This window comes from Paenibacillus sp. FSL R7-0210 (genome assembly GCF_038009085.1).
Taxonomy (GTDB): Bacteria; Bacillota; Bacilli; order Paenibacillales; family Paenibacillaceae; genus Paenibacillus_AQ; species Paenibacillus_AQ silagei.
This window is the reverse complement of sequence record NZ_JBBPAR010000001.1, coordinates 5,218,930-5,243,233: the sequence shown is the minus strand read 5'-3', so window position 1 is coordinate 5,243,233 and position 24,304 is coordinate 5,218,930. Positions and strand designations below refer to the sequence as shown.

At 53.8% G+C, this 24,304-nt stretch carries 16 protein-coding genes; 9 read left to right on the top strand and 7 right to left on the bottom strand.

What is annotated here, in order from left to right; translation table 11 throughout:
* Nucleotide 1: 1 nt before the first annotated feature.
* Together MKY64_RS22165 and MKY64_RS22160 are read right to left on the bottom strand one after the other, a co-directional pair.
* Complete coding sequence (locus MKY64_RS22165) at nucleotides 2–1,030, bottom strand: helix-turn-helix transcriptional regulator (protein ID WP_340955750.1); 1,029 nt, start codon at nucleotides 1,028–1,030, stop codon at nucleotides 2–4.
* A 117-nt stretch (nucleotides 1,031–1,147) separates the two neighbouring features.
* Nucleotides 1,148–1,924: a polysaccharide deacetylase family protein gene (locus tag MKY64_RS22160; RefSeq protein WP_340955748.1), complete on the bottom strand. Its 777-nt coding sequence runs from the start codon at nucleotides 1,922–1,924 to the stop codon at nucleotides 1,148–1,150.
* A gap of 192 nt (nucleotides 1,925–2,116) precedes the next feature.
* On the opposite strand from MKY64_RS22160, the gene MKY64_RS22155 reads away from it, so the two are divergent.
* Entirely contained in the window at nucleotides 2,117–3,526 is a 1,410-nt protein-coding gene (locus MKY64_RS22155) for a deoxyguanosinetriphosphate triphosphohydrolase family protein (protein WP_209878243.1), read from the top strand.
* 218 nt (nucleotides 3,527–3,744) lie between these two features.
* Nucleotides 3,745–5,529, top strand: coding sequence for a methyl-accepting chemotaxis protein (locus MKY64_RS22150; RefSeq protein WP_339312959.1), 1,785 nt, complete (start codon nucleotides 3,745–3,747; stop codon nucleotides 5,527–5,529).
* A gap of 388 nt (nucleotides 5,530–5,917) precedes the next feature.
* On the opposite strand, the gene MKY64_RS22145 is transcribed toward MKY64_RS22150, so the two are convergent.
* Nucleotides 5,918–6,874: a D-2-hydroxyacid dehydrogenase gene (locus MKY64_RS22145; protein ID WP_339312961.1), complete on the bottom strand. Its 957-nt coding sequence runs from the start codon at nucleotides 6,872–6,874 to the stop codon at nucleotides 5,918–5,920.
* 90 nt (nucleotides 6,875–6,964) lie between these two features.
* On the opposite strand from MKY64_RS22145, the gene thpR reads away from it, so the two are divergent.
* Together thpR and MKY64_RS22135 are read left to right on the top strand one after the other, a co-directional pair.
* Complete coding sequence (gene thpR / locus MKY64_RS22140) at nucleotides 6,965–7,570, top strand: RNA 2',3'-cyclic phosphodiesterase (RefSeq protein ID WP_036723156.1); 606 nt, start codon at nucleotides 6,965–6,967, stop codon at nucleotides 7,568–7,570.
* Nucleotides 7,571–7,653: 83 nt separating this feature from the next.
* Complete coding sequence (locus MKY64_RS22135; protein WP_036723157.1) at nucleotides 7,654–8,556, top strand: cell wall hydrolase; 903 nt, start codon at nucleotides 7,654–7,656, stop codon at nucleotides 8,554–8,556.
* Nucleotides 8,557–8,743: 187 nt separating this feature from the next.
* Here MKY64_RS22135 and MKY64_RS22130 read toward each other — a convergent pair whose 3' ends face one another.
* Nucleotides 8,744–9,940: a UDP-N-acetylglucosamine--LPS N-acetylglucosamine transferase gene (locus MKY64_RS22130; protein WP_036723158.1), complete on the bottom strand. Its 1,197-nt coding sequence runs from the start codon at nucleotides 9,938–9,940 to the stop codon at nucleotides 8,744–8,746.
* Between the two features lie 300 nt (nucleotides 9,941–10,240).
* On the opposite strand from MKY64_RS22130, the gene MKY64_RS22125 reads away from it, so the two are divergent.
* The 3 genes from MKY64_RS22125 to gltB all read left to right on the top strand — a co-directional run bounded on the left by MKY64_RS22125 (nucleotide 10,241) and on the right by gltB (nucleotide 18,390).
* Nucleotides 10,241–10,816, top strand: a complete 576-nt coding sequence (locus MKY64_RS22125) for a TetR/AcrR family transcriptional regulator (RefSeq protein WP_076081070.1) — start codon at nucleotides 10,241–10,243, stop codon at nucleotides 10,814–10,816.
* A 248-nt stretch (nucleotides 10,817–11,064) separates the two neighbouring features.
* Entirely contained in the window at nucleotides 11,065–13,419 is a 2,355-nt protein-coding gene (locus MKY64_RS22120) for a YhgE/Pip domain-containing protein (protein WP_339312962.1), read from the top strand.
* A gap of 375 nt (nucleotides 13,420–13,794) precedes the next feature.
* Nucleotides 13,795–18,390 (top strand): glutamate synthase large subunit, encoded by a 4,596-nt coding sequence (gene gltB, locus MKY64_RS22115; RefSeq protein ID WP_339312963.1) that lies wholly within the window; start codon nucleotides 13,795–13,797, stop codon nucleotides 18,388–18,390.
* 298 nt (nucleotides 18,391–18,688) lie between these two features.
* On the opposite strand, the gene MKY64_RS22110 is transcribed toward gltB, so the two are convergent.
* Nucleotides 18,689–19,882 (bottom strand): IS256 family transposase, encoded by a 1,194-nt coding sequence (locus MKY64_RS22110; RefSeq protein ID WP_339249823.1) that lies wholly within the window; start codon nucleotides 19,880–19,882, stop codon nucleotides 18,689–18,691.
* Between the two features lie 838 nt (nucleotides 19,883–20,720).
* On the opposite strand from MKY64_RS22110, the gene MKY64_RS22105 reads away from it, so the two are divergent.
* Entirely contained in the window at nucleotides 20,721–21,647 is a 927-nt protein-coding gene (locus MKY64_RS22105; protein WP_340955745.1) for an ABC transporter ATP-binding protein, read from the top strand.
* On the top strand, nucleotides 21,640–22,428 hold the full coding sequence (locus MKY64_RS22100; protein WP_209878251.1) for an ABC transporter permease: 789 nt from the start codon (nucleotides 21,640–21,642) through the stop codon (nucleotides 22,426–22,428). Before MKY64_RS22105 ends, MKY64_RS22100 begins: the two co-directional genes overlap by 8 nt.
* 51 nt (nucleotides 22,429–22,479) lie before the next feature.
* Here the strand turns inward: MKY64_RS22100 and MKY64_RS22095 are convergent, their stop codons facing one another.
* Both MKY64_RS22095 and MKY64_RS22090 read right to left on the bottom strand, forming a co-directional pair.
* Nucleotides 22,480–22,929 carry a bactofilin family protein gene (locus MKY64_RS22095; RefSeq protein ID WP_339253933.1) on the bottom strand — a complete coding sequence of 150 codons (450 nt, stop codon included), beginning with the start codon at nucleotides 22,927–22,929 and terminating at the stop codon, nucleotides 22,480–22,482.
* A gap of 28 nt (nucleotides 22,930–22,957) precedes the next feature.
* Nucleotides 22,958–24,235 carry a M23 family metallopeptidase gene (locus MKY64_RS22090; RefSeq protein ID WP_339253935.1) on the bottom strand — a complete coding sequence of 426 codons (1,278 nt, stop codon included), beginning with the start codon at nucleotides 24,233–24,235 and terminating at the stop codon, nucleotides 22,958–22,960.
* Nucleotides 24,236–24,304 lie beyond the last annotated feature (69 nt).

Below are 24,304 nucleotides of genomic sequence, written 5' to 3'. Positions count from 1 at the left end.
TTCAAGTCTCGTAAATAATATTGCCCGTCTCACTCAGGTCATAGCTGTGAATTGAGCTTAGCTCACTGCGGAAGGCCTCCGAGCGCAGAATATCCAGAATGGCGTTAATCCAGGCTTCATTCTCCGGCTTCTTCATCATGACCAGATCGTAGCGCTCGCGGATCAGCGGAATGAAGTCGATGCCGTCAATGATTCTGGCGGCTTTCTCAGTGCCGATGCCCACATCCGCCCCGCCTCTTGCCACCAGGCTGGCTACTGCCAGATGGCTGTTCTCTTCATTAATGTATCCGTTCAAGCGGGAGGACGGAATTCCATGCAGGCGCAGTTGTTCATCCAGCAGCACCCGGGCGCCGGAGCCGCGCTCACGGTTAATCAGCGTTAGCCCGTCCTGCCGGAGATCCCCCCAACTGCGGATGCCCAGCGGATTGCCCTTCTGCACATAGAAGCCTGCGCTGCGTGTTAGCAGATGCACTACAATATAGGAGAAGCCTACGAGCAGCTTGCGGATATAGGGCAGGTTATATTCGCCGCTATCGCCATCCAGCAGATGGGTACTGACAATATCTGATTCGCCCTGATACATGGCGATGAGGCTGTCCAGACTGCCCGCATAGGAACGGAGCGGGCGGGTGGAGGGCAGGGTCCGCTCCAGATGGGTCGCCAGAATATCGAGCGACATATCCTGGCCGGTGATGACTACATGTACACCGCTGCTCTTCATGCTGTGCGGCGGCGGGGAGGCGAAGGCCTGATAAGGCGCGGCGAACGGGGGGCCCATCTGCTGCTGCGATGACTGCGCCTGAGGCAATGCAGCTTCGCTCAGCCCGCCCCCGGGCAGCGGATGCGCAGAAGGCCCGCTGTTGCGGGAATTCTGCTTGTACCTCTCCAGATCAGAGAGGTCAACCCGCATCTGCTTGCCGACACGGTAAGAGGGCAGCTCGCCCTTTTTAATGAGATCATAGACCTTGAGCTTGGAGATTTTGAGCAGCCGGGCGATTTCCTCGGTTGTATAGGAAGTATTCTCGGTCATGTATTGTACCCTCCTGGGGGATGGACATCGGCAGATTCACAAATAGCCATATTAGGATAGCCTTATTATGCTCAAGACTACCTTATTTTGTGAACCTGTGCAATCCGGGCAGGCCCCCTAATAGGTCATATGGCGTTCTGTCTTCGCCTGCTGCACATCGGATAGCTGAATCAGCTCCGAGACGGTAACAAACCGGAAGCCCTGCTTCCTCAGCTCAGGCAGAATGATCTTCAGTGCTTCCTTCGTCTGCGACGGCCCGTGGACATGGTCGTGGAACAGGACAATATCGCCGCTCTTGGCATTGCGGATCACCCGGCTTGAGATGTTCCAGACGCCTGGGCGGTTCCAGTCGCGGGTGTCCTGATGCCAGGACCACAGAACGGGCTTAAGGCCCATGCTGTTGGACACATCGATCAGCGTCTCGTCATACATGCCGCCCGGCGGTCTGAACAGGCTGCTGTGTCTGCCGGATATCTTCATAATTTCCTTCTCCGTCAGCGCAAGCTCCTCCTGAATCTGCTCCCCGGAGATCGGCCTTTTGAAATAGACATGATTATAGGTATGGTTCGCCAGCTCATGTCCTTCATTAATCACGCGTCTGGCGACATCGGGATAAGCGGCGATCCGCTTGCCAATCGCAAAAAACGTGCATTTCGCTTGATACTCATGCAGCACCTCCAGAATGCCGTCCGTCTCCAGGGGGTCCGGGCCGTCATCGAAGGTCAGCGCAATCACCTTCTGGCTGGTGCGTACTTCCCAGATCATATCGCCGCGCTCCTCATAGTAGTAGCGGTTTTTTGCCTTGTTCGGACTGCCCAGGGCCAGATCGGAAGGGCTGTGCATCAGCGCCAGTGCGGCAAGAACTGCGGCGGTCAATCGGGTGGCTGTTCTCATGGCTCTCAAATTCACTCCACACTTGTTTTTATAAGCGGTTCTTGCTGCTTAAGTCTTAGAATGCTCTATCCCCCTTGGTTGCTATGCATTTATAGCAGCCCGCAGGGCGATTTGCATTTTAGAGTGAAAGTTCCGGCAGAAATGACTTATAATAAGTTACTAAATACAGATCAAGGAATAGGGGCGGCGGAGATGACACTGATTGAACAAAGAGAGCATAGACAATATCCCGAAATCACGAAGCTGGAGACCTCCAGAGCCGCATATGAACGCGACTATTCGCGTCTGATCCATTCGCCGACCTTCCGGCGGCTGCAGGGCAAATCGCAGGTGTTCGGGGCCGGAACCGGGGATTACTACCGGACGCGCCTGACCCACTCGCTGGAGGTGGCGCAGATTGCCCGTGAAGCGGCCAAGAGTCTGCTGCGTTCTTACCCGGAAGTAGAGACAGGAGCGGCGGAGAATCCGGGCCTGGTCATTGATCCCGAGGTAGTGGAATGTGCGGCAATCGCCCATGACTTCGGACATCCCCCATTTGGGCATAAGGGAGAAGAGGTGCTGGACAGCCTGCTGGAGAAGCTGGTTACCCGCAAGACGGTGGAGGCAGTGGCCAAGTCAGGCGCAGGTCCGGTTCAGCAGCAGACGATTCATGAGAGCATGAAGCGCAAATATGAGCATTTTGAAGGGAACGCCCATAACTTCCGCCTGATTATGTTCCTGGAGAAGCGCGAGAATATCGACGGTCTGAACCTCTCGGACGCGGTGCTGCTGGGCATTAATAAATATCCTTTTCCCGGGACGGTGCTGAAGAAGGGGATGTATCTGCATGAATGGGAGTATATCCATGAGATCCGCACCCAGTGGGGAATTCCGGCAGGCAAAAAGACGCTGGAAGCGCAGCTGATGGACCTGTGTGACGATATTGCTTATTCGGCGCATGATCTGGAGGACGGCATCAAGGCCGGTAAGATTGAGGTACATGAGCATTTCCTGCATGACGACTATATCCAGCGGCTGATTGTGGAGAAGATCACTACGCTTGAGGATGCCTTCTGGTCCGGCTGGAACAAGTCCGCGATCCGCTTCAAGGTGGAGGAGGTGCTGAGTTCATTCCTGCGGGTCTGGAAGGAGAAGATGCCTACCTGTGAGAATGACTATTCCCGCACCCGCCGTGAAGTCAAGGCCTATTGGGTCAGTACCTTTGTCGCCAGCCTTGGCGTGATCGGGGACGGGGACTGGAAGAAGGTTACCTTCATTAAGGAAGGCAAGGAGGATGAGGATATGCTGCGGACCGTCAGTGTGCTCAAAAGCTTCGCCTGGGTAACGATGATCCGCGATTTGCGCGTGCAGCGTCTGCAGAAACGGAGCGAGTGGATACTGCGGCGGCTGTGGGAGGCATTCCTTGATCCCGAGACCTCCCGGAGCATTATCCCTTCGGACTGGCTGCAGCGGTTCGAGAAGGATCAGAAGTCGGCCAAGCCGATCTGGACCTGGGAGCATATGGTGACCGATTATATCGCCGGAATGACCGATGCCTTTGCCGAGAAAATCTACAATGAGCTGTACGGGCTGAAGGTCGGTTCGATATACGATCTGGATTAGACCTATACTGGATTAGACCTATATATGTGGAGCCTTTACCTGTCCGCCGTTTGGGCTGGCAGGTAAAACCTTACATCGAGAGAAACATGTAAATTTTTAACCGACTGTTGCCGACATAGTAAATGTAACCTATTTTTTTTTGCTTTTTTTATGAAAATAAATGAAATCAGATGGAAAATGGTGTAAACATCCAGATATTATCAAGGGGGCACACAGGTGTGGGTATAGGTCAGCGACTGAAGGATCTGTTAGGAAAAGGGAGGAAAGGAGCAGACAAGGAGCAGCAGGCAAGTCTGTTCCGGGGCAGAAAAAGCATCGGCTCCAAGATAGCCTACGGTTATGCGGCTCTGGCTGTATTCGTTACGATCAGCGGCGTGGTTTCGCTCTATCAAATGAACAATATGCAGAAAAACACCGGGAACATCATTAAAAATATCATTCCCGAGCTGAACAAAATTCACAATGTCAATTACCTTACAGAGCATGTTATGGCTCTTAGCCTGCAGCATATCCTGAGCACTGATAACGCGGACAAAAACGCGCTTGCGGAAGAACGGTCCAAATTCATCGGCAAAGTAGCGGATACTTTTAAGGAATATAAAGCCAATCTGAAAGGAGAGCAGGAGCTGAAGCAATTACAGTCGCTCGTCGGGAAATGGGGCGAGTTCCTGACTGTCAACAATCAGGCGATCCTGCTCAGCAGCTCGAATGACGAGAAATTAGCCCTGGAGGTATCGCGGAAAGGGATTGACGCTTTTAATTCCATGCAGGTAGATCTGGATGCGCTGGTGGCGCACAGCCAGAAGGATGCTGAGGACGAGGGCAAAACTTCTGCGAGTATTTTCAATACCGCCGGGAGAATGAATATTGCAACTGTGCTGATTGTCCTTATCGTTATCGGTTTGGTGAACATGTTCGTCCGCAGAACGATCATCAATCCGCTGAAGAAAGTAACGGCGCAGCTGCAGCAGATCTCGAGCGGGGATCTGACGGCGGAAGAGACGCTGATCCGCAACAAGGACGAGATTGGCCTGCTGGCCAAGACCGTGAATGAAACGAACCGCACGCTGCTGGAAATGGTCAGCCGGATCAGAAATGTATCCAGGGTCATTACGGAGCAGGGCGATGTGCTGATGCATACAATTGCTGAAACCAAGGAAGGCAGCAGCCAGATTGCGCTGACGATGGAAGAGCTGGCCACAGCCTCCGGAAGCCAGGCCGAAGCAGCGGTGGATGCCTCCAAGGCGGTGGAGGAGCTGAATACGTTAATTGAGAATTTTGCCGGCAGAGGTACGGATCTCTCCAATCATTCAGAGCAGGTACGTCAAAAGGGTGAAAAGGGCCGGGCGCTCATGGAAAGCTCCGTGGCGCAGATGAACGAGATTGCCGATGCGGTCTCGCAGTCTATGGACACCGTAGAAGAGCTGAACCGCAAGAATGAAGGTATCTTCCATCTGGTGGGGGCCATACGAAGCATCTCGGAGCAGACCCATCTGCTGGCGATCAATGCCGCTATTGAAGCCGCACGGGCCGGTGACAGCGGACGCGGCTTCGCCGTTGTCGCACAGGAAGTGCGGAAGCTGTCAGAGGATGTGCAACAGACGGTCTCGGAGATCACAGAGATTACGCAGGGCATCCAGCTCGACTCCAGAACCATGGTAGAGCAGCTGCGCGGCGGGGTAGCCAAGACGGAGCAAGGCAGCCGGCAGATTGTCGAGACCGGTGATGCGCTGGCTGAGATCAACGGCTCGGTCCGCATGATGGCGGTGACTATCGACGAGATGAGCCAGGATCTGCAGCAAATGACCGGTGCCAGCGAGACCATGAACGAGTTCAGCCAGCATATCTCGGCACTCTCCCAGCAATCGGCGGCAGGTGTCGAAGAGACCTCGGCTTCAGCGCATGAGCAGCTCAGCTCGACCACCGCTGTGGCTAACGGCATCTCGGAGCTGAAGCTGCTGCTTGCGGAGCTCCGGGAGTCGGTGACCCGCTTTAAGGTGTGAGGGGGATAGATTGAAGCAGCGAAATTTCGGAGATTAGGGATACGCCGTGACTGCAGAGAATGTTTGGACTTCCGGCCGCTGTTAGATTTGTATTTCCTCATTTAAGCTGCTGTAAGCAGTAGAAATACAAATCTAAAGGCGGACGCTAACGCTCCTACAGTTCCAAACTTCTCTTCCGCCACTGCTCCCTAATGGGTGAATTTCAAGTTCAATCTATTTAGGGATGGAAGTAAATAAAGAGCCTCTGCTTAGTTTAGCAGAGGCTCTTTATTATGTGTGAATTCGTGAATCACTGAATGAACTGAATTGCTGAAATTAGTTAAAAGAGTTGAATGAGCTGGGCATGTATGCGACACAGCGCACCAGTCTCCCCGGCCGCCCAAGCCCCCTAATACTGGCGGCTATAATCCACCAGATTGCGCGAAGGCTTGCCGGATTCCAGATAGGCCTTCATGTTCTCCACGAAGATGTCGACCACCCGGTCGGCATAGCGGTCGGTTACCCCGGCACAGTGAGGGGTGATGATGACCTGCTCCATGCCCCAGAGCGGGTGGTCCTCCGGCAGCGGCTCGGTCTCGAAGACATCGAGGCCCGCACCGGCCAGCTGGCCGCTGTTCAGTGCAGCGATCAGGTCGTCCGTATGCGTGGTGACGCCGCGGCCAATATTAATATAGTAGGCACCCTGCTTGCAGGCGGAGAAGACCTCAGCATCGAACAGCCCGCGCGTTTCGTCGGTGAGCGGCAGCGTATTGACTACGAAGTCTGCTTCGCGGACGGAGTCCTTCAGCTCCCCGGTGGTGAAGATCTGGTCGAAGCCGTCCACCGGTCGCCCGGAGCGGCTGACTCCGATCGTCTTCATATGGAAGGCTTTGGCGATTCTGGCAGTCTCGCTGCCGATGGCGCCGGTTCCGGCGATAACAATCGTCTTGCCGGTCAGCTCGCTCTCCTGTCCGTTCGAGTGCCAGCGGCGGTTCTGCTGGTTACGGATGGCTGTGTGCATATTCCGCGTGAACATTAGCATGAAGCTGAGGATGACAGCAGTAATCGGTTCCGCATGCACGCCGCTGGCGTTCGTCAGCTGAATTTCGCGTTCCTTCAGGGCATCCAGCGGAAGCTTCTCTACTCCGGCGGACCAGGCTTGTACCCAGCGGAGCGGTGAGCCCTGGCGCAGCACAGTGTCCCGGATGCCTTTGCCCCAGCCGATAATAATCTCTGCGCCGGAGAGCAGCTCCAGATCAGGGTTCCTGGAATCTCCAAGGGTAAGGGTGTACTCTGGTGCAGCGGCGCGGATCAGTTCCTGTTGAGCAGAGGACAGCTGCTGCATACAAACGATGGATTTAGTCATGATGGTTCCCTCCTGTTCTACATTTCAGTAGAGAAATAGACGATAAGTATAGATAAGCATAACAAATCTGTCTGGAAAGGTGAAATTCGCATGAGCCATTTGGACCCGGAGCAAGAAGTGGAGCGTCTGTTCGTTGCGGTGCCGTTGCCTGATACGCTGCTTGAATATCTGAAGAATGAGTCTGCCCGTGTGTCGTCCGGACTTAAATTTGCCAGATGGACACATTTCAAAGATTTCCATATTACGCTTCAATTTCTTGGAGATACCCCCAGGGAAAATATTCCACCTCTCTATGAGGCACTCCGGAAGGTTGCGCGTTCAAGTAAAGGCTTTCAGCTGAAGCTCGGCGAATGGGGCACCTTCGGTCTTCCAGACTCGCCAAGAGTGCTCTGGGCCGGGATTTCCGGTGAATTGGAGCCGCTGAAGGAGCTGCAGCAAAAGGTGGTTTCAGCGACCCTTCCCCTAGGCTATACCCCAGAGATGCGAACGTACAATCCCCATTTGACAGTAGCCCGCAAATACCGAGGAGAAGATCCGTTTACGCTGGAGCAGCTGGAAAATTTAAGGATAAAGAATCAGCCCCCGGGCGAATTACTTCCAGACATAGGCTGGACGGTAGAGGGTTTTGTGGTGTATGCTACCAGGATGCATGCCATTCCTATGTATGAAATGACTGAAAAATTTACATTTTTCTGAATATAAAATCGACAAGAAAGTTTTCAAAGCTTCCATTTTCGGTTACATACAATAGGAATGTGCCGTAAAATAGGAGGTAAAACATGTTGATTTTCAAACAGAGCCGCTATATTGCGCTGCTGGTTGGTGTAATCCTAGTGTCTTTCTCAGCGATAAGTTTGATGAACCCCGAAGGAACTGCTGCTACCGGGGAGAATGTAATAGAAATGGGTAAGCTGAAGTCTGCAAGCCATCAATCGGTAGAGCAGCTTATTCCGCAAGCCGCATCGGTCCTGCACAGGACAAGCCATTCAGCCGGAATCATTACACCCATGCTCTACACCACAGCTGCCAAACCGGTTCATACCTGGACCCGCACGGTGAGTGCAGGATGGTTAAGTCCCGAGAAGCTGCAGCGCAAGGACGCTGTCAAGCCGGCTTCCATTGTGACTAAGCCTAAGGTAACTGTGGTGAAAGCATCGCCGCCAGTGGCGCAAGCGCCCAAGATCGCGGCAACGGGGACGAAGAGTGTGAAATCAAGCAAGGCTGTAACTCAGCAACATCCCCCCGCAACATTGTTCTTCTCCCGGACCAAGCTACTACCCAAGGAGCAGCAAGCTGAAGCTACCTGGAGCTACGCCGTATCCGGAGAAGACCTGCATCTGCTGCAAAAAATCGTCATGGCAGAGGCAGAAGGCGAACCGTACAAGGGCAAGGTGGCAGTTGCCAACGTTGTTCTAAACCGGCTGCGGTCAGCCAATTATCCCGACACTATTAGAGAAGTTATTTATCAGAAAAGGCAGTTCAGTCCTGTGGCCAACGGGCGTCTTAAACGCGTGAAGCCAAATGCGGACAGCATTAAGGCTGTGAATGCAGCGCTTATGGGGGTCAAAGAGGTTACGGATGATACCTATTTCTTCCTGTCGCTGACGCTGGCACAGGATCTGACCGTGCATCATTCACGGACATTCGCCAAGACCATCGGCAATCATACCTTTTATAAATAAAAAAGCCCGCTGCACATCAGACGCTATACGTCTATATTATTACGGCCATATGGTCTTAACGGCAACTGCAGCCAACTTGAGGATATCGCCGGCTTCTCTGTCTTGTCAGCTCCGTACAAAAAGAGCCTCCAAATCCAAGCTTAACGTTGGATTGGAGGCTCTTTGCGGTTCGGGTAGGGTAACCCGCTTAAGGTGTGACATAGACGGCTTCTTCGCTCCGTACTTTGGGCGGAGGGGCACTCCACGCCTCGGAGAAGACCGCTTCCGCAGCTGGCTTGCCCAGCATCTTAAGAATGGTGGCGGCGCAGTGCTGCGGCTGCTGGAGGTCCGGAGAGGCCTTGCGCTTCTGCGGTCCTCCGAATCCGGCATATTCGCTTAGCAGCATGGAGAACCATTTGTCCACGACGCCCGGATTCAGCATCTCGGCCAGCCCCAGCTCGACGAAATACTGGCTGTTCTTCTCTTCCTGGCCGGGGATGGCGTTATAGAACAGCATCGGAATGCCTTTGGCCTGACCTTCAGTGCAGGTCATTCCGCCAGGCTTCGTGATCAGCAGATCCGAGGCATCCATCAGCTTGTTGATCTCGCTGCTGTAACCGAGAATCCTTACATTGGGATGGTTCAGCAGGGGGTTGGCCTGCATTTTGGCTATAGCCTTGTCGTTGCTGCCCATACAGAAGATAAGCTGGATCTCATTGATCCGGGCGGTGAGCGAGTTCATAATATCCTTGCCGAACATCAGGCCCCAGCCGCCGCCCATAATAAGCGCAGTCGGGATGTCGGCGAGCCCCAGCTCTTTGCGCAGCTTAGTCTTACCCTGGGACTCCCAGAATTTCGGATGCACGGGAATCCCCGTCACCGTCACCAGCTCGGAGGGGACGCCGCGCCCCGTAAGAATGGATTTGACCCTTGAGGTCGATACCAGATATCGGTTGGCTTCCGCATTCACCCAGCTGCCGTGGGCATCATAATCTGTAATCAGCGTATAGAACGGTACATCAAGCCCCTGGTGCTTCAGCCTGGAGATGACCGCAGCGGGAATCGGATGCGTGCAGATAATCAGATCCGGCCGCAGCTGTTCAATGACCTGAGAGGCATGGGTATAAAAAATCCGGTGAAGGGCCAGCTTGGTCAACCGGTTCAGTGATTTATGATATTGGGTCTTATACATCATGCCGACCAGCTTCGGCTGGCTGCTGACAGTTTTGCGGTAAGCGGAAAGAATCCAAGGAGCGACCGTAGGATTCAGGAATTTTCCGAGCTCGAAGACCCGGCACTGAACATCGGGATTCAGCAGTCGAATTCCTTCAGCCAGAGCATAGGCTGCCCCTGTATGGCCCGTGCCGAAGCCTTCCGAAAACAGCAGTACTCTTTTCTTTCGCATAAGTTCACCTGCAACTTTCCATTATAGATAGGTTTGTTAGATAGCTTCATTAGTAGTCCGTCTGCGGTTACCGCGTACATGCTTCTCCTAATATTATACTAGGGATTTTGCTTCTTTTCTCACATTATACAAATAAGACGTAAATAGAAAGTTAAAACACTGCAATAAAATAAAAAAATTTAGCAAAAGTATTGCAAAGGCATAGGCAAAGTGGTAAAGTTGGTCTTGACCGAGTGACCGGATCAGTAAATTGGTCAGAACGGAAGTGTCAGACGATCCTTCAGGAAAGGGAGTGTATGAATGGCTGTGGTAGATCGAAGGCAGCAGGTGCTGCAGGCGGCGACGAAGTCTTTTTCATTATTCGGGTATAAGGCAACAACGATGGACCAGGTCGCCAAGATTGCCAATGTCGGCAAAGGGACGATTTACACCTTTTTTACGAACAAGGAACAGTTATTTGATGAAATCCTGCGCGATGTTATCCTCGAGATGAAAATGATCGCCGAGCGGGAGATTAGGCGCGATAAGCCGTTTTTTGATAATCTGCACCGTGTGCTGGATGCCCTGCTGGAATTTCGGAGCGAACATGAGCTATTCATCAAGCTCTCCCAGGAGAGTCTGGACTTCGGAACGCCGCAGGCTGGTGAAGGACTCGACAAGATCGAGAGTGTGGTGCTTGAATATCTGGAACGGGAGGTGGAGCAGGCCATTCGTCAAGGGGAAATCAAACCCTGCGATCCCCAGATTGTGTCGGTGGTAATGTTCAGGTTATATATCGCGCTTACTGCTGAGCTGAGCAAGGTACATGTGCCGTTGACCAAAGAACAGATCAAGTATTACTTTCATCTGTTTTTGGCAGAAGGGCTGTCGCAGTAGAAGTTAAGTCCGGTATAGGGATGGCGTTTCGCACTGCTGCGCTTTCCCTGATTGGGATCGGCTGGGCTGAGGCGGATGGTGCTGAGTCGGATCGTACTGAACAGGATAGACCTATTTTTTTTGCCTTTGATTGACCAATTGGGGAAAACAGTCACCTGGTGTTACTGTAATATTCAAGAAACTATCATTTCACAGCAGGTCATCTTATTTTTCAAGAGAGAGCATATGATCATAAGGAGAGAACCAGAATGAAATCTTTATCCGTGTTTATGAAGGATCTTGGCGCGGTATTCAAGAATCCCAAGATGCGTATTTCCATGTTCGCCATTCTATTTATTCCTGTTCTGTACAGCGGATTGTTCCTGAAAGCATTCTGGGACCCTTACGGTAAAATGAACGAGCTTCCGGTAGCGGTTGTCAATCAGGATAAGGGTGCTGATTATGAAGGCACCAAGCTGACCGCCGGAGAAGATCTGGTCACGGAGCTGAAGAAGACGGACGGGTTCAAGTGGAATTTCGTCAGCCGGGAGCAGGCGGAAGCCGGGCTTGCGGACAATACCTATTATATGGCGATTGTGGTTCCGGAAGACTTCTCGGCCAAGGCAACTACACTGCTGGATGCAGACCCGCAGCCGGCCAAGATCATCTACGAGCCGAATGAAGGCTACAACTTCCTGGCAGGCCAGATTGGCGGCACGGCAGTGAAGGATATTAAGAGCAAGGTATCCGCCAAGATTACGGAAGCTTATACCAGTTCTGTGTTTGATAAAATCACCAAAATCGCAGACGGTCTGGGCGAAGCCGGAGACGGTGCGACCAAGATCGCAGACGGCGCCACCAAGCTGGATGACGGGGCGCTGAAGCTGAAGGACAATCTGGTTGTCCTCACCGAAGGCACCGGCAAGCTGCTGGATGGTGTAGCGCCGCTTACGCAGGGCGTGAGTGATCTGAATAACGGAGCAGCCGCACTCAAAACCGGCAGCAGCACGCTGGCCGGAGGACTGCAGCAGTTATCCGCTGCGCATAAGCAGCTGCAGGATGGGGTGACGCAGTCGGCAGCGGGCAGCAAGCAGCTGAATGCCGGGCTGCAGAAGACGGCAGCCGGAACAGCTTCGCTACAGGCTGGAACACAGTCGGCTGTCGTCGGCACCGAGAAGCTGCAGACAGGTACGAAGGCAGTTGTGGATGGCAGCGCGAAGCTAGCGGCCGGATTATCATCCTCCGCCGAGGGCAGTGCGAAGCTTGAAGCCGGACTTACGGCTTCGAAGGACGGAAGTGCCAAGACAGCAGCCGGAGCTAAGGCTGTGTCTGACGGTCTGCAGGCGCTGGCGAAGTCGAATCCTCAGCTGGCAGCAAGCCCTGAGGTGCAGAAGCTGGTGGCAGCAAGCGCAGCAGTAGCTGCGGGCGCGACGCAGCTGGACCAGGGCCAGCAGCAGCTCCTTGACGGAGCTGCGGCCCTGAACAGCGGCCAGGAGCAGCTGCTGCAGGGAGCGAATCAGCTGCACAGTGGTTCACAGCAGCTGGATGCAGGTGTGGGCCAGCTGCATGAGGGAGCGCAGAAGCTCTACGCAGGCAGCACACAGCTGCTGGATGGCCAGAATCAGCTGGCCGCCGGAGCAGGCGCACTGGAGAACGGCGGCGCGAAGCTGGCCGCAGGCATGAAGCAGTTCGGCGCGAAGCTGGACGAAGCTGCAGCGGGCGGCGTGAAGCTGGCAGACGGCGGCAAGGCGCTGGAAGCCGGCACCACGAAGCTGCTGGCTGGCGCAGGCAAGCTGGGCAGCGGCCTTAGCTCGGTAGCCGATGGCTCGAAGAAGCTGAGTGACGGAGCAGGGCAGCTGAAGGATGGCTTGGATGAGCTGAAGACCGGCTCCGGTGAGCTGGCAAGCAAGCTGGGCGATGCGGCTTCACAGACCAAATCGGTGAACAAGACCGATGGACTGGTATCGATGTTCGCCCAGCCGGTACAGATCGAAGAAGTGAAGGTTAACAAGGTGCCTAACTACGGCACAGGATTCGCTCCTTACTTCCTGTCCCTCGGATTGTTCGTAGGTGCTCTGATCTGTACGATTGTTATCCCTATGCGTGATTCCGAAGTCATTGGAGCCAGCCGGTTCAACCGGTTCATGAGCCGTACACTTACATTCTCCATGATGAGTGTGCTTCAGGCTCTGCTGGCTGTCCTGATTGTCTTGTATGGTCTGGGACTTGAAGTACAGAATGTACCCTTGTTCTACGCCTTCTCGTTCATTACCAGCCTGGCCTTCATGTGGATGATTCAAGCGATTGTTACTTGGTTGGATCAGCCTGGCCGCTTCGTAGTCATTCTGATTCTGATCTTCCAGTTGACTACAAGCGCAGGAACCTTCCCGCTGGAGCTGATTCCTAACTGGATGAAGATCTTCAATCCGCTGCTGCCGATGACTTACAGTGTCAAAGGCTTCAAGGCAGTAATCTCTACGGGAGACTTCGGCTCCATGTGGGCCGATGCAGGAACGCTTGGCGCTTATGGGATAATCTTCCTGGCTCTTACCTTCACCTACTTCATGACCCGCGACCGCGGCAATGAAGCGGTACTGAAAAGTGAACAAGTTTTGACTGTATAAATCAACAACATTCTTTGTACAACATACGAACCAAAAGCGCCCCTTTACGGGGCGCTTTTGGTTTATTCATAAATATAAATAGCTAAAGGAAGTGCTGTTTTCAGGCCGGGAAAATGATTGAAACGCTTTCAGTGCATAAGCACTTATTCGTCATTTATGCATAATTATACATTCGACAGTTTTTTTACGCTTTTATTCGCTAAAGCTGCAATGCAAAAGCAAATGTTAATCAAGCTCATAAAAAAGTTTAAATTGCGCTCATGTCAGCTCGATGATAAAATAATAACACCAATTCTGCCTGAATAATTATTAAGATTTTCCGCTGAAAAATTTTCCTGGAATTCCGTCTACTTTATAATAGAGAGGTTGCATGTGATGAGACACACTGAACTGCCCGGCAAACAGGGCCTTTATGATCCCCAGTTCGAAAAAGACGCTTGCGGCATGGGATTTGTCGCGCATATAAAAGGCAAGCCGTCCCATGAGATTGTCAGTAATGCACTGACTATGCTCTTCAATATGGAGCATCGGGGAGGCCAGGGAAGTGAGCCGAACTCTGGAGACGGAGCCGGCATTATGCTGCAGATTCCCCACCGTTTCTTTGCCGGCGAAGCTGCGAAGCTGGGCTTTGAGCTTCCGGAGCCGGGCCATTATGGCGTGGGCATGATCTTTCTGTCTCATAACGAGGAGATCCGCGCCCGCCACGAGGCGCTCCTGAGCGAGATTATCGCGGAAGAGGGGCAGCAGGTACTCGGTTACCGCGATGTCCCGACCTTTGACGAAATGCTCGGCAAGACAGCCAAGGCTGCTAAGCCTTATGTACGGCAGGTATTTATCGGCCGCTCGGAGGGAATCAAGGATGACCTGTCCTTCGAACGCAAGCTGTATGTGATCCGCAAACGGGCAGAGCTGGCGATCCGCTACGGCGGGGCAGAAGAGGGCGAATCCTTCTATGTGCCGAGTCTTTCCTGTAAGAAGATCGTATACAAAGGCATGCTCACTACCGTACAGGTAGGACAATTCTATCTGGACCTCCAGGAGGAGACGCTGGAATCAGCGATTGCGCTGGTCCACTCCCGCTTCAGCACCAACACCTTCCCGAGCTGGGAACGTGCCCACCCTTACCGCTTCATGATCCACAACGGTGAAATTAACACCCTTCGCGGCAATGTGAACTGGATGCATGCCCGCCAGTCGCTGTTCAAGAGCGAGAAGTTCGGAGAAGACATCAGCAAAGTTAAGCCGGTGGTGAACCCGGACGGCTCCGATACGGCCATGTTCGATAATACCTTTGAATTCCTCTACCTGAGCGGACGCTCCCTGCCCCATGTGGCGATGATGATGGTTCCTGAGCCTTGGAGCAATCATGACAGCATGGACGAGAAGAAGAAAGCCTTCTATGAATACCACAGCACCCTGATGGAACCGTGGGACGGACCTGCCGCAATGGGCTTTACCGACGGTGTACAGATCGGGGCCATCCTGGACCGTAACGGCCTGCGTCCTGCGCGTTACTATGTCACCAAAGATGATCTGATTATTCTTTCCTCTGAAGCGGGTGTCCTCGACATTCCGGCAGAAGATGTTCTATACAAAGACCGGCTGAGACCGGGCCGCATGCTTCTCGTGGATACGAAGCAGGGCCGGATTATCTCGGACGAAGAGGTCAAAGCCGAGATCGCCTCCGAGCAGCCTTATCAAGAGTGGCTGGATGAGCATCTGATCGGTCTCGATCAGCTCCCGGATGCACCGGAGCTGCCGAATCCGAAGCATGATAATGTGCAGCAGCTGCAGCAGTCCTTCGGATATACTTTCGAGGATCTGCGCAAGGTGCTGGAGCCTATGGCCTCCACAGGCGCCGAAGCTGTCGGCTCCATGGGTTACGATTCGCCGCTGGCCGTGTTATCAGACCGTCCACAGCGCCTGTACAATTACTTTAAGCAGATGTTCGCCCAGGTCACCAACCCGCCGATTGACGCCATCCGTGAAGAACTGGTAACGTCCACAGCGACTACGATCGGACCTGAACGCAACCTGCTGAAGGCAGAACCGGAGAGCTGCCGGCAGATCTCGCTGGATTCTCCAATTCTCTCGAACGAGGATTTCGCCAAAATCCGTCATGTCCGCCGTGCGGGCTTCAAGTCGATGTCCATTCCGATTCTCTTCCCGGCCGAGTTGGGGGCAGAGGGTCTCAGAATTGCGCTTGACCGGATGAATGAGGCGGCAGACCGCGTCATGGGCAAGGGACATAATATCCTTATTCTGTCCGACCGGGGTGTAGACCGCGAGAATGCGGCAATTCCGGCGCTCCTGGCAGTCTCCAGCCTGCATCACCATCTGATCCGCTCGGGAACCCGTACCAAGGTCAGCATCCTGCTGGAATCCGGCGAACCGCGTGAAGTTCATCATTATGCGCTTCTGCTGGGTTATGGTGTAAGTGCGGTCAATCCTTACCTGGCTTTCGAGAGTCTTGATGACATGATCAGCCAAGGCCTGCTCCGCGGAATCTCGCATGAGAAGGCTGTGAAGAACTATATCAAGGCAGCTACGAAGAGCGTGGTCAAAATTCTATCCAAAATGGGAATCTCCACGATTCAGTCCTATCGCGGGGCACAGATCTTTGAAGCGGTCGGTCTGAATTCCGAGTTCGTAGACCGTTACTTCACTTGGACACCTTCGCGTATCGGCGGAATTGGCCTGGAGGAAGTGGCGCAAGAAGCACTTGCCAGCCATAACCGCGCCTTCACCGACAAAGACGGCAACGATATGGTGCTGGATTCCGGCGGTGAATACCAGTGGCGCAGTGACGGGGAAGAGCATCTGTTCAACCCGCAGACCATTCATCTGCTTCAGCACTCCGTGCGCAGCGGTGATTATGAGATGTATAAGAAGTATGCAGCGCTCGTTCAGGGCGAAAGCGAGAAGCACCAGACGCTGCGCTCGATGCTGCAGTTCAAGAGCGTAGGTGCTCCGGTATCACTGGATGAGGTGGAATCCGCTGAATCGATCATGAAACGCTTCAAGACCGGTGCCATGTCCTTCGGCTCGATCAGCAAGGAAGCACATGAGACGCTGGCTATTGCCATGAACCGTATCGGTGGCAAAAGCAACACTGGTGAAGGCGGAGAAGATCCGGCGCGCTTCCTTACGGACGCTAACGGCGATTCCCGCCGCAGTGCGATCAAGCAGGTCGCTTCTGGACGGTTCGGCGTTACCTCCAACTATCTGGTGAACGCCGACGAGATTCAGATCAAGATGGCGCAGGGCGCGAAGCCGGGTGAAGGCGGACAGCTTCCGGGCCGCAAGGTGTACCCTTGGGTGGCAGAGGTCCGCGGTTCAACGGCAGGTGTGGGATTGATCTCGCCGCCGCCGCATCACGATATCTATTCGATTGAGGATCTGGCAGAGTTGATCTATGATCTCAAGAATGCCAATCCGCGCGCTGCCATCAACGTGAAGCTCGTCTCTGAAGTCGGCGTCGGCACCATTGCCGCAGGTGTGGCGAAGGGCCGCGCTGATATTATCCTGATCAGCGGTTATGATGGGGGGACCGGCGCTTCGCCGATGAACTCCATCCGTCATGCCGGACTGCCTTGGGAGCTGGGCCTGGCGGAGACCCACCAGACGCTGATGCTGAACAATCTGCGCGACCGTGTCGTGCTGGAGACTGACGGCAAGATGCTCAGCGGGCGCGACCTCGCGGTAGCCGTTCTGCTGGGTGCTGAAGAATACGGCTTCGCTACTGCACCTCTGGTAGCCGTAGGCTGTATCATGATGCGTGTATGCCAGATGGACACTTGTCCGGTGGGCGTAGCTACCCAGAACCCTGAGCTTCGCAAGAACTTCATGGGTGATCCGCAGCATGTGGTGAACTTCATGACCTTCGTGGCACAGGATCTGCGCGAGATTATGGCCGAGCTGGGCTTCCGGACGATTGAAGAGATGGTCGGCCGTACCGATTGTCTGGATGCGGTTAAGGCATCCACGCACTGGAAGAAGAAGGGCGTCGATCTGAGCAGCCTGCTGCACATTCCGGCTATGCCGGAAGGAAGCACACGCTTCCGCAGCAAGTTCCAGAACCACGGTCTGGAAGAGACTCTGGATATGACGCATCTGCTCGATATTGCTGCACCTGCGCTGGAATCCGGCACGGCAGTGGAAGCTTCCCTGCCGATCACGAACGTGAACCGTGCCGTGGGTACGATTCTCGGCAGTGAGCTGACGCGCAAATACGGCGCAGCCGGGTTGCCGGACGATACGATCCGCCTGCACTTTACCGGATCTGCGGGACAGAGTCTGGGCGCCTTCGTGCCGAAGGGCATCACTATTACCGTTGAAGGCGACTCGAATGACTATGTCGGCAAAGGGCTGTCCGGAGGCAAGCTGATTATCCGGCCTTCGCGCAAGGCTACCTTCGCGGCAGAAGAGAATATCATCATCGGAAATACGGCGCTGTACGGAGCAACCGGCGGCGAAGCTTATGTGAGCGGTATTGCCGGTGAACGGTTCGCCGTCCGCAACTCCGGGGCGAATGTAGTCGTTGAAGGCGTAGGCGACCACGGCTGCGAATACATGACCGGCGGCCGTGTGGTTGTACTGGGTACAACAGGCCGTAACTTTGCAGCAGGGATGTCGGGCGGTATCGCTTATGTATACGATCCTGACAACACCTTCATCAAACGCTGTAACCTGGAGATGGTGCTGCTGGAGCGTGTAGAGGAAGCGGACGAAATCGCTGAACTGCATGCTATGATCAGCCGCCATACCCAGCATACAGACAGTAATGCGGGCCGGGCAATTCTGGATTCATGGGATGAGGCCCTGCCGAGATTTGCCCGTGTCATTCCGAAGGATTACAAACGGATGCTGGAGCAGATCCGCAAGGTGGAGAGCAGCGGTTTGACCGGTGAAGCTGCACTGATGGCTGCTTTTGAAGCGAATATGCGTGAGCTTGCGCGTGTTGGCGGTTAAGATTTTACACTTCATAAGTGATGTGCTTCAGCATTGACGGAGCGCATTGTCAATTCAAGAGGCTACCTCTTTCCCATATGGAAGAGGTAGCCTCTTATGTTTTTCTTACAGGAAATTAGGTCTCGTCTGATGGGTAAGCGGGCCAAATGTATGTGAAAAACAGCATACATTGTGCTGACGCGGGTAGCGTCAAGAAGTTTGTGTAAAAGAGTAGAAGTGCCTCCCCCGGGTTACGGGTTGGGATGTAGTGTTTCTGGGGGGAGGGGGAACCCCGACTCCCAGAAACTGGATTTCTCTGTTACGCCTCTTCCGGTGTGGGCAAAGAGGGGTAGCGTGTTTCGAATAGCTCTTTTAGCTTCTTTTTAACGGCATCCACTCCAAAGCCTTGGGCGACCCGCCCTGCATGACGTTCATTGTATTCCAGCATCTCCAGGTACACGATTTTCTCTGCGGCATCCATGTTTGTCAGACTGTTCATCGGTTTCAGACGCTTGCGGATTTCCTTGTTCATCCGCTCGATGGGGTTCGACGTGTAGATCGCTTTACGGATCGACAGCGGATAGTTGTAGAACGTCAGGAGTGTGGATAACTGTTCCTCCCAGGACCTCATTTCCTTCGGATACAGCTTGTTCCACTTCGCTTTGACCGTATCAAAGTTAGCCCGGGCGACCACTTCATCCGGTGCCGTATATACGGTTTTCAACGCCTCCATGACATCGGTTTTGTGCTCCACCCGAATTTTATGAAACGTGGCCCGCACTTTGTGCACTACGCAATGCTGTACATCCGCCTGAGGATAGGTCTCTTTAAACGCCGCATCCAGTCCCGGTAGCCCGTCAAACACACCCAGCAGGACTTCCTGCGCTCCGCGGTCGTACAGGTCTTTGAGTACCTCCCGCCAGCCATTCGAACTCTCTTGGCCACCCACGTAGAACCCGAGAATTTGACGCTGGCCCTCCTCGTCAATTCCCATCGCAAAGTAGACCACTTCACCACGAACCGTGCCCCGTTTCAGCTTCACGTACAGCCCATCTAAATAGATGACGGAGTACCGTTTGCTCAGTGGCCGTTTCTGCCACTGGTGGATATCGTCTAGCACCGTAGCCGTAATATTGCTGACCGTGGTGGGGGAGTAGTGGCTGCCAAACATACTTTCAATGAACCGGGCCACATCCCGCGTACCCATGCCCGATTTATACATTTGGATGACGGCCTCTTCTAACCATCCGTCCCGCCGCTGGTACGGCTCAAACAACTGCGTCTGGAAAAGGCTTTGGCGGTCCCGGGGCACCTGAAGATCCTCGATATGGCCGTATTTCGTGTGTAAGTCTCGCGTATAGTAGCCATTGCGACTATTGCTGGCGCCGGCTTCTTCACTCTCCATAAACCCCTGGATTTCGGCGCGCAACAGGCGTTCCATGTTGTCTTTCACAAAATCTTTAACAAGTTTTTCAAATAGATTATTCAGCGAACTTTCGGGTAAAATATTCATTGGTAGGGTTCCTCCTTGGTGGTTTCGCAATCCCGAGGATACCCTACTTTTTTGGTGCCTGACTAGGCTCCAAATCTTGGTACACAACTTACTTTACGCCATCCTGACGCGAGGGTGAACGGGGAAATGTATGCGAAAAACAGCACACATAGTACTCGCACGCAGGCGCATGTCCCGAATGTATGTGAAAAACAGCATACATTGTACTGACGCGAGGGTGGACGGGGGAAATGTATGCGAAAAACAGCACATATAGTACTCGCACGCAGGCGCATGCCCCGAATGTATGTGAAAAACAGTACTCATTCGGTACACGGGGTCCGCGCTGGTCCAATGTAATCGGTTTTTCGATTACATTTCGCTCATACGCCCCGCGCTGGCCCAATGTAATCGGTTTTTCGATTACATTTCGCTCATACGCCCCGTGCTGGCCCAATATAATCGGTTTTCCGATTACATTCCGCTCATACGCCCCGTGCTGGCCCAATATAATCGGTTTTTCGATTACATTCCACCCTCGCGCCCCACGCTGGCCGATTATTGTGCTCACACGCAGGCGCATGTTCCGAATGTATGCGAAAAACAGCACACATTGTGCTATCCCGTTCATCCGGTAGGATGATTTTGTTTCCTTTCTATACTTTCCCTGCATTTCTTCCCTAATTTCAGGGAAAAGGAAAGGTGTGGTAAAATATATAAATGGTTGAAACGGGTTTTGGATATAACAATAAAGTGTAAGTAACGGAGGGGAAGTCCAAACCTTTCCCGCAGTTGCGATGGACACTTTAATTTTAATCTGTACTCGTTTCACACCAAACCGACGAAAGGAAGTGAAGTTATGCCGAATACGGCAGAAGTGGTGAAGCCTGTAGCCAGCCTGATGGGGGTTACCAAAAGAATAGGCTCCAAAACGCTGATCAGCGACTTGACACTCGACATTCCACCCGGGCAAATCTTCGGATTCCTCGGGCCGAACGGAGCCGGTAAAACCACTACCATCCGTATGATGGTAGGACTGATCTCCATTAGCCGCGGGGATATCCTGATCTGCGGACGAAGCATCAAAGACCATTTTGAAGAGGCCATAGCTAATGTGGGGGCCATCGTAGAGAATCCTGAAATGTACAAGTTCCTAACCGGATACCAGAATCTTCGCCAGTATGCCCGCATGGTGCCAGGCGTGACCAAAGAGCGCATCAATGAAGTAGTTGAGCTGGTTGGCCTCAGTCAGCGGATCAATGACCGGGTCAAGACCTATTCCTTAGGGATGCGCCAGCGGCTGGGGGTGGCCCAGGCTCTGCTGCACCGGCCGAAGCTGCTGATTCTGGATGAGCCGACCAACGGACTGGACCCGCAGGGTATCCGCGAGCTGCGTGATTATCTGCGCAAGCTGTGTCAGACTGAGGGGACAACCGTGTTTGTCTCCAGTCACCTGCTGCCGGAGATGGAGCTGATGTGCGATAGTGTGGCGATTATCCAGAACGGCCGGCTGATCGATGTGAAGCAGCTTAAGACGGTCGGGGATGCAGCGGTACCGGTAAGCCAGACGTTCTTCGAGGTAGATAACCCTGAGGCTGCACTGGCGCAGATCGGCCAAGGTGTAATCATGGAAGGCGGATTAGCTGTAGATGCGGTACGGGAGGAGATTGCTGAGCTGAATGCCAAGCTGGTAGCTGCCGGGATTAAGGTCTACAGCATCAAGTCGTTGTCCCGTTCGCTCGAAGATCAATTCTTGGAAATTACAGGAGGTGAAGGCATTGGGTGAGTTCGCTTCTCTCATACATAATGAGAATATCAAAATATTCAGACGTCTGCGGACATGGATTATGCTGGTTCTTCTGGCACTGATGAGTGCGCTGTTTCCGGCGCTAATTCATTTCACCACGAACGGAAGTAATGTAGTCGGGCTGTGGGACAGCTTCCGGACCACCGTAACCATCGCATTTTTCCTGAATACCATCTTCACTGCCTTAGTGGCTGCCGACTCCGTAGCGGGCGAATTCACCTGGGGAACGATTAAGCTGCTGCTGATCCGCCCTTGGAGCCGCTCCAAGATTCTGCTCTCGAAGTATATTTCGCTGGTTATCTTCAGTCTTGTCAGCACGGGAGTGTTAATTCTTTTCGGCTATGGCTCCGCCTTCATTTTCTCTTCCGGGGCTGCAGGGATTTCGGGGGACATGGTGATGGGCTGGGGGCAAGGGGAATATGTCTTCATGCTGATTCTGTGCAGCTACATTGAGCTGTTCCTGACAGCAGCCATTGCCTTCATGATCTCCAGCGTATTCCGTTCCAGCGGCCTGGCGATTGTGCTGTCGCTGTCGATCATGTTCACCAAGGATATCTTTATCGCCATCTTCAACCCCGACCGGTATGAGTGGGCGAACTATCTGATTTTTGCCCATATGAATCTTAGTAATTATGTGGTGTCGGATACCGGTCCCGGGGGAGCGACGCTGGGGTTCGCGATTGCCGTCCTGGCTGTGTATTATGTGGTATTCATGGCGGTATCATGGATTGTGTTCCGTAAAAGGGATGTAGCAGCGTAAGTAGCAGGATAGGGCTGGCTAGTGTAACCGTACAGGCTGAGAGCTTACGGCTCATGCGCCCTCCAGCTTACTCTGCTTGCTCTCTCTGCGCTTGCCTGCAGTCTTCTTGGTATTGACCGTATGCAGCCCGCCCGCTGTCTCAGGGGCGGGCTGTTCGGTCATGGCCACAGCCCCGTTCAGCAGGCTGCCTTCCGCAATGCTCAGGGAACCGGCGGCAATGTTACCATGCAGTTGTCCTGTTCCGGTGAGAATGAGCTTCCGCTGGGCGGTTACGTCTCCATAGACCTTGCCGGCGATAATGATCTCCTGCGCCTCAATGCTGGAGTGGACGGTGCCTTGTTCACCAACCGTCACTATACCCTCACACAGAATCTCCCCGCTGAAATTCCCTTCAATCCGCAGGTTCGTATCGCAATGCACTTTCCCTTCGAGCGTGCCGCCATGGCCGATCAGCGAGTCGGTTGACTTGGGTGAAGCACCCGGTTGACGTCTGTTCCACATTCCAGCATTCCTCCTTATATTCTTAATATTATGAAGGCTTAACATAGTTGAGCGGATTCACCGGCTTGTTCTGCTTCACGACCTGAAAATGCAGATGGGGGCCCGTGCTGCGCCCGGTGCTGCCCAGCATGCCGATCTGCTCCCCTTTGCCGACCCGCTCACCGGGGGTGACTATCATCTGGTTCAAATGCATGTACCAGGTCTCCAGTCCATTGTCATGCTTGATGATGATGTATTTGCCCCGGGCTCCCATTTGTTCTGCAGAGGTAACGACGCCGCCCAGTGCTGCGTATACTGCATCTCCGATATTTCCGGCAATATCAATCCCGGAATGATAAGCAGAGACGCCCTTGAAAGGATCGGAGCGGTAACCGAAGCTGGAGGTAATGACCTTCGAGCCGGTAGGCCACATCACGGCCCGTGCCAGCCGGGCTTGCTTCTCCTGGGCTTGTTTTGCCTGAAACTCCGCTCTTGTCTTGTGTGCCTTCTCGGCCTGTGTAATCGTGCTTGAGATACTGCTGATCATTTCATCCATTATGCTGTGGATCTCCTCGAAGTCGTCCTTTGTCTCCTCAACCAGCCGCTGCGGATCATTCTCGTAGACGGCGACATATTCACCGCCGACCTGCGGATTGGCAGGCAGGCTCAGTGCTGTAGCAGCAGCCCTGATCCGGAAGTTGACGGCAGGCGATACGGCGGCAGAGAGAGCTTCCGGCTGTTCCCGGATGAACGGGCCGGCGCTTAACCGGCTGACCTTGCCATAGCTTCCGGCGGCTGCGGTTCCTGCTCCGGTATCAGGCAAATCTGCCACTACCGGCTGGTTGCCTTTGAAGGAAGCTGCTGAGGTTGACGTATCCGCGCTGTAGGTCTTGGAGCCAGTATTTTCAGTGCGGATAGCCGCACTAGAACCGCTACCGGCAGCAGAAGAAGTGGTTTCTTTGTTGATCAGTGATTGCAGTTGCTCTTCCAGCTCAGTCACACTCTTCAGCTTGTCTTTAATGCTCTCCGCTTCCTCCGAGAGCTCGCTTACCTGGCCGCGCAGCTGCTGTAGCGCCTGATCCTTATCGGCAACCTTCAGCTCCATGCGGATATTGGTCAGTGATAGGGCGGCCGCTTCGGCCTCCAGCTCTGCGATGGACCGGGAGGCATGGATATGCATAGAGGTGACCAGACTGGAGAGCGACAGCGCGGCCGCGGCAGGCAGCGCCAGAGCGAAGGGCTTTGACATTTGCAGCTGCTTCACAGGCCGTCCGGCCTCACGCATAACGAGCAGCGTAATCTTTTCCTGACTTGGCTGACTCTTCATAACGTCTCCTTACTGCGGCCATGGCAGCCGCTGGGTATGAACTGACTGAAATCATCTGTCGGGGTGCAG

Bases quoted from the DNA above. Each gene is read 5' to 3' on its own strand.
- MKY64_RS22095 (WP_339253933.1), bottom strand. From the start codon at position 22,929: ATGTGGAACAGACGTCAACCGGGTGCTTCACCCAAGTCAACCGACTCG.
- MKY64_RS22165 (WP_340955750.1), bottom strand. From the start codon at position 1,030: ATGACCGAGAATACTTCCTATACAACCGAGGAAATCGCCCGGCTGCTC.
- MKY64_RS22145 (WP_339312961.1), bottom strand. From the start codon at position 6,874: ATGACTAAATCCATCGTTTGTATGCAGCAGCTGTCCTCTGCTCAACAG.
- MKY64_RS22090 (WP_339253935.1), bottom strand. From the start codon at position 24,235: ATGAAGAGTCAGCCAAGTCAGGAAAAGATTACGCTGCTCGTTATGCGT.
- MKY64_RS22155 (WP_209878243.1), top strand. From the start codon at position 2,117: ATGACACTGATTGAACAAAGAGAGCATAGACAATATCCCGAAATCACG.
- thpR (WP_036723156.1), top strand. From the start codon at position 6,965: ATGAGCCATTTGGACCCGGAGCAAGAAGTGGAGCGTCTGTTCGTTGCG.
- MKY64_RS22125 (WP_076081070.1), top strand. From the start codon at position 10,241: ATGGCTGTGGTAGATCGAAGGCAGCAGGTGCTGCAGGCGGCGACGAAG.
- MKY64_RS22120 (WP_339312962.1), top strand. From the start codon at position 11,065: ATGAAATCTTTATCCGTGTTTATGAAGGATCTTGGCGCGGTATTCAAG.
- gltB (WP_339312963.1), top strand. From the start codon at position 13,795: ATGAGACACACTGAACTGCCCGGCAAACAGGGCCTTTATGATCCCCAG.
- MKY64_RS22160 (WP_340955748.1), bottom strand. From the start codon at position 1,924: ATGAGAACAGCCACCCGATTGACCGCCGCAGTTCTTGCCGCACTGGCG.
- MKY64_RS22130 (WP_036723158.1), bottom strand. From the start codon at position 9,940: ATGCGAAAGAAAAGAGTACTGCTGTTTTCGGAAGGCTTCGGCACGGGC.
- MKY64_RS22105 (WP_340955745.1), top strand. From the start codon at position 20,721: ATGCCGAATACGGCAGAAGTGGTGAAGCCTGTAGCCAGCCTGATGGGG.
- MKY64_RS22110 (WP_339249823.1), bottom strand. From the start codon at position 19,882: ATGAATATTTTACCCGAAAGTTCGCTGAATAATCTATTTGAAAAACTT.
- MKY64_RS22135 (WP_036723157.1), top strand. From the start codon at position 7,654: ATGTTGATTTTCAAACAGAGCCGCTATATTGCGCTGCTGGTTGGTGTA.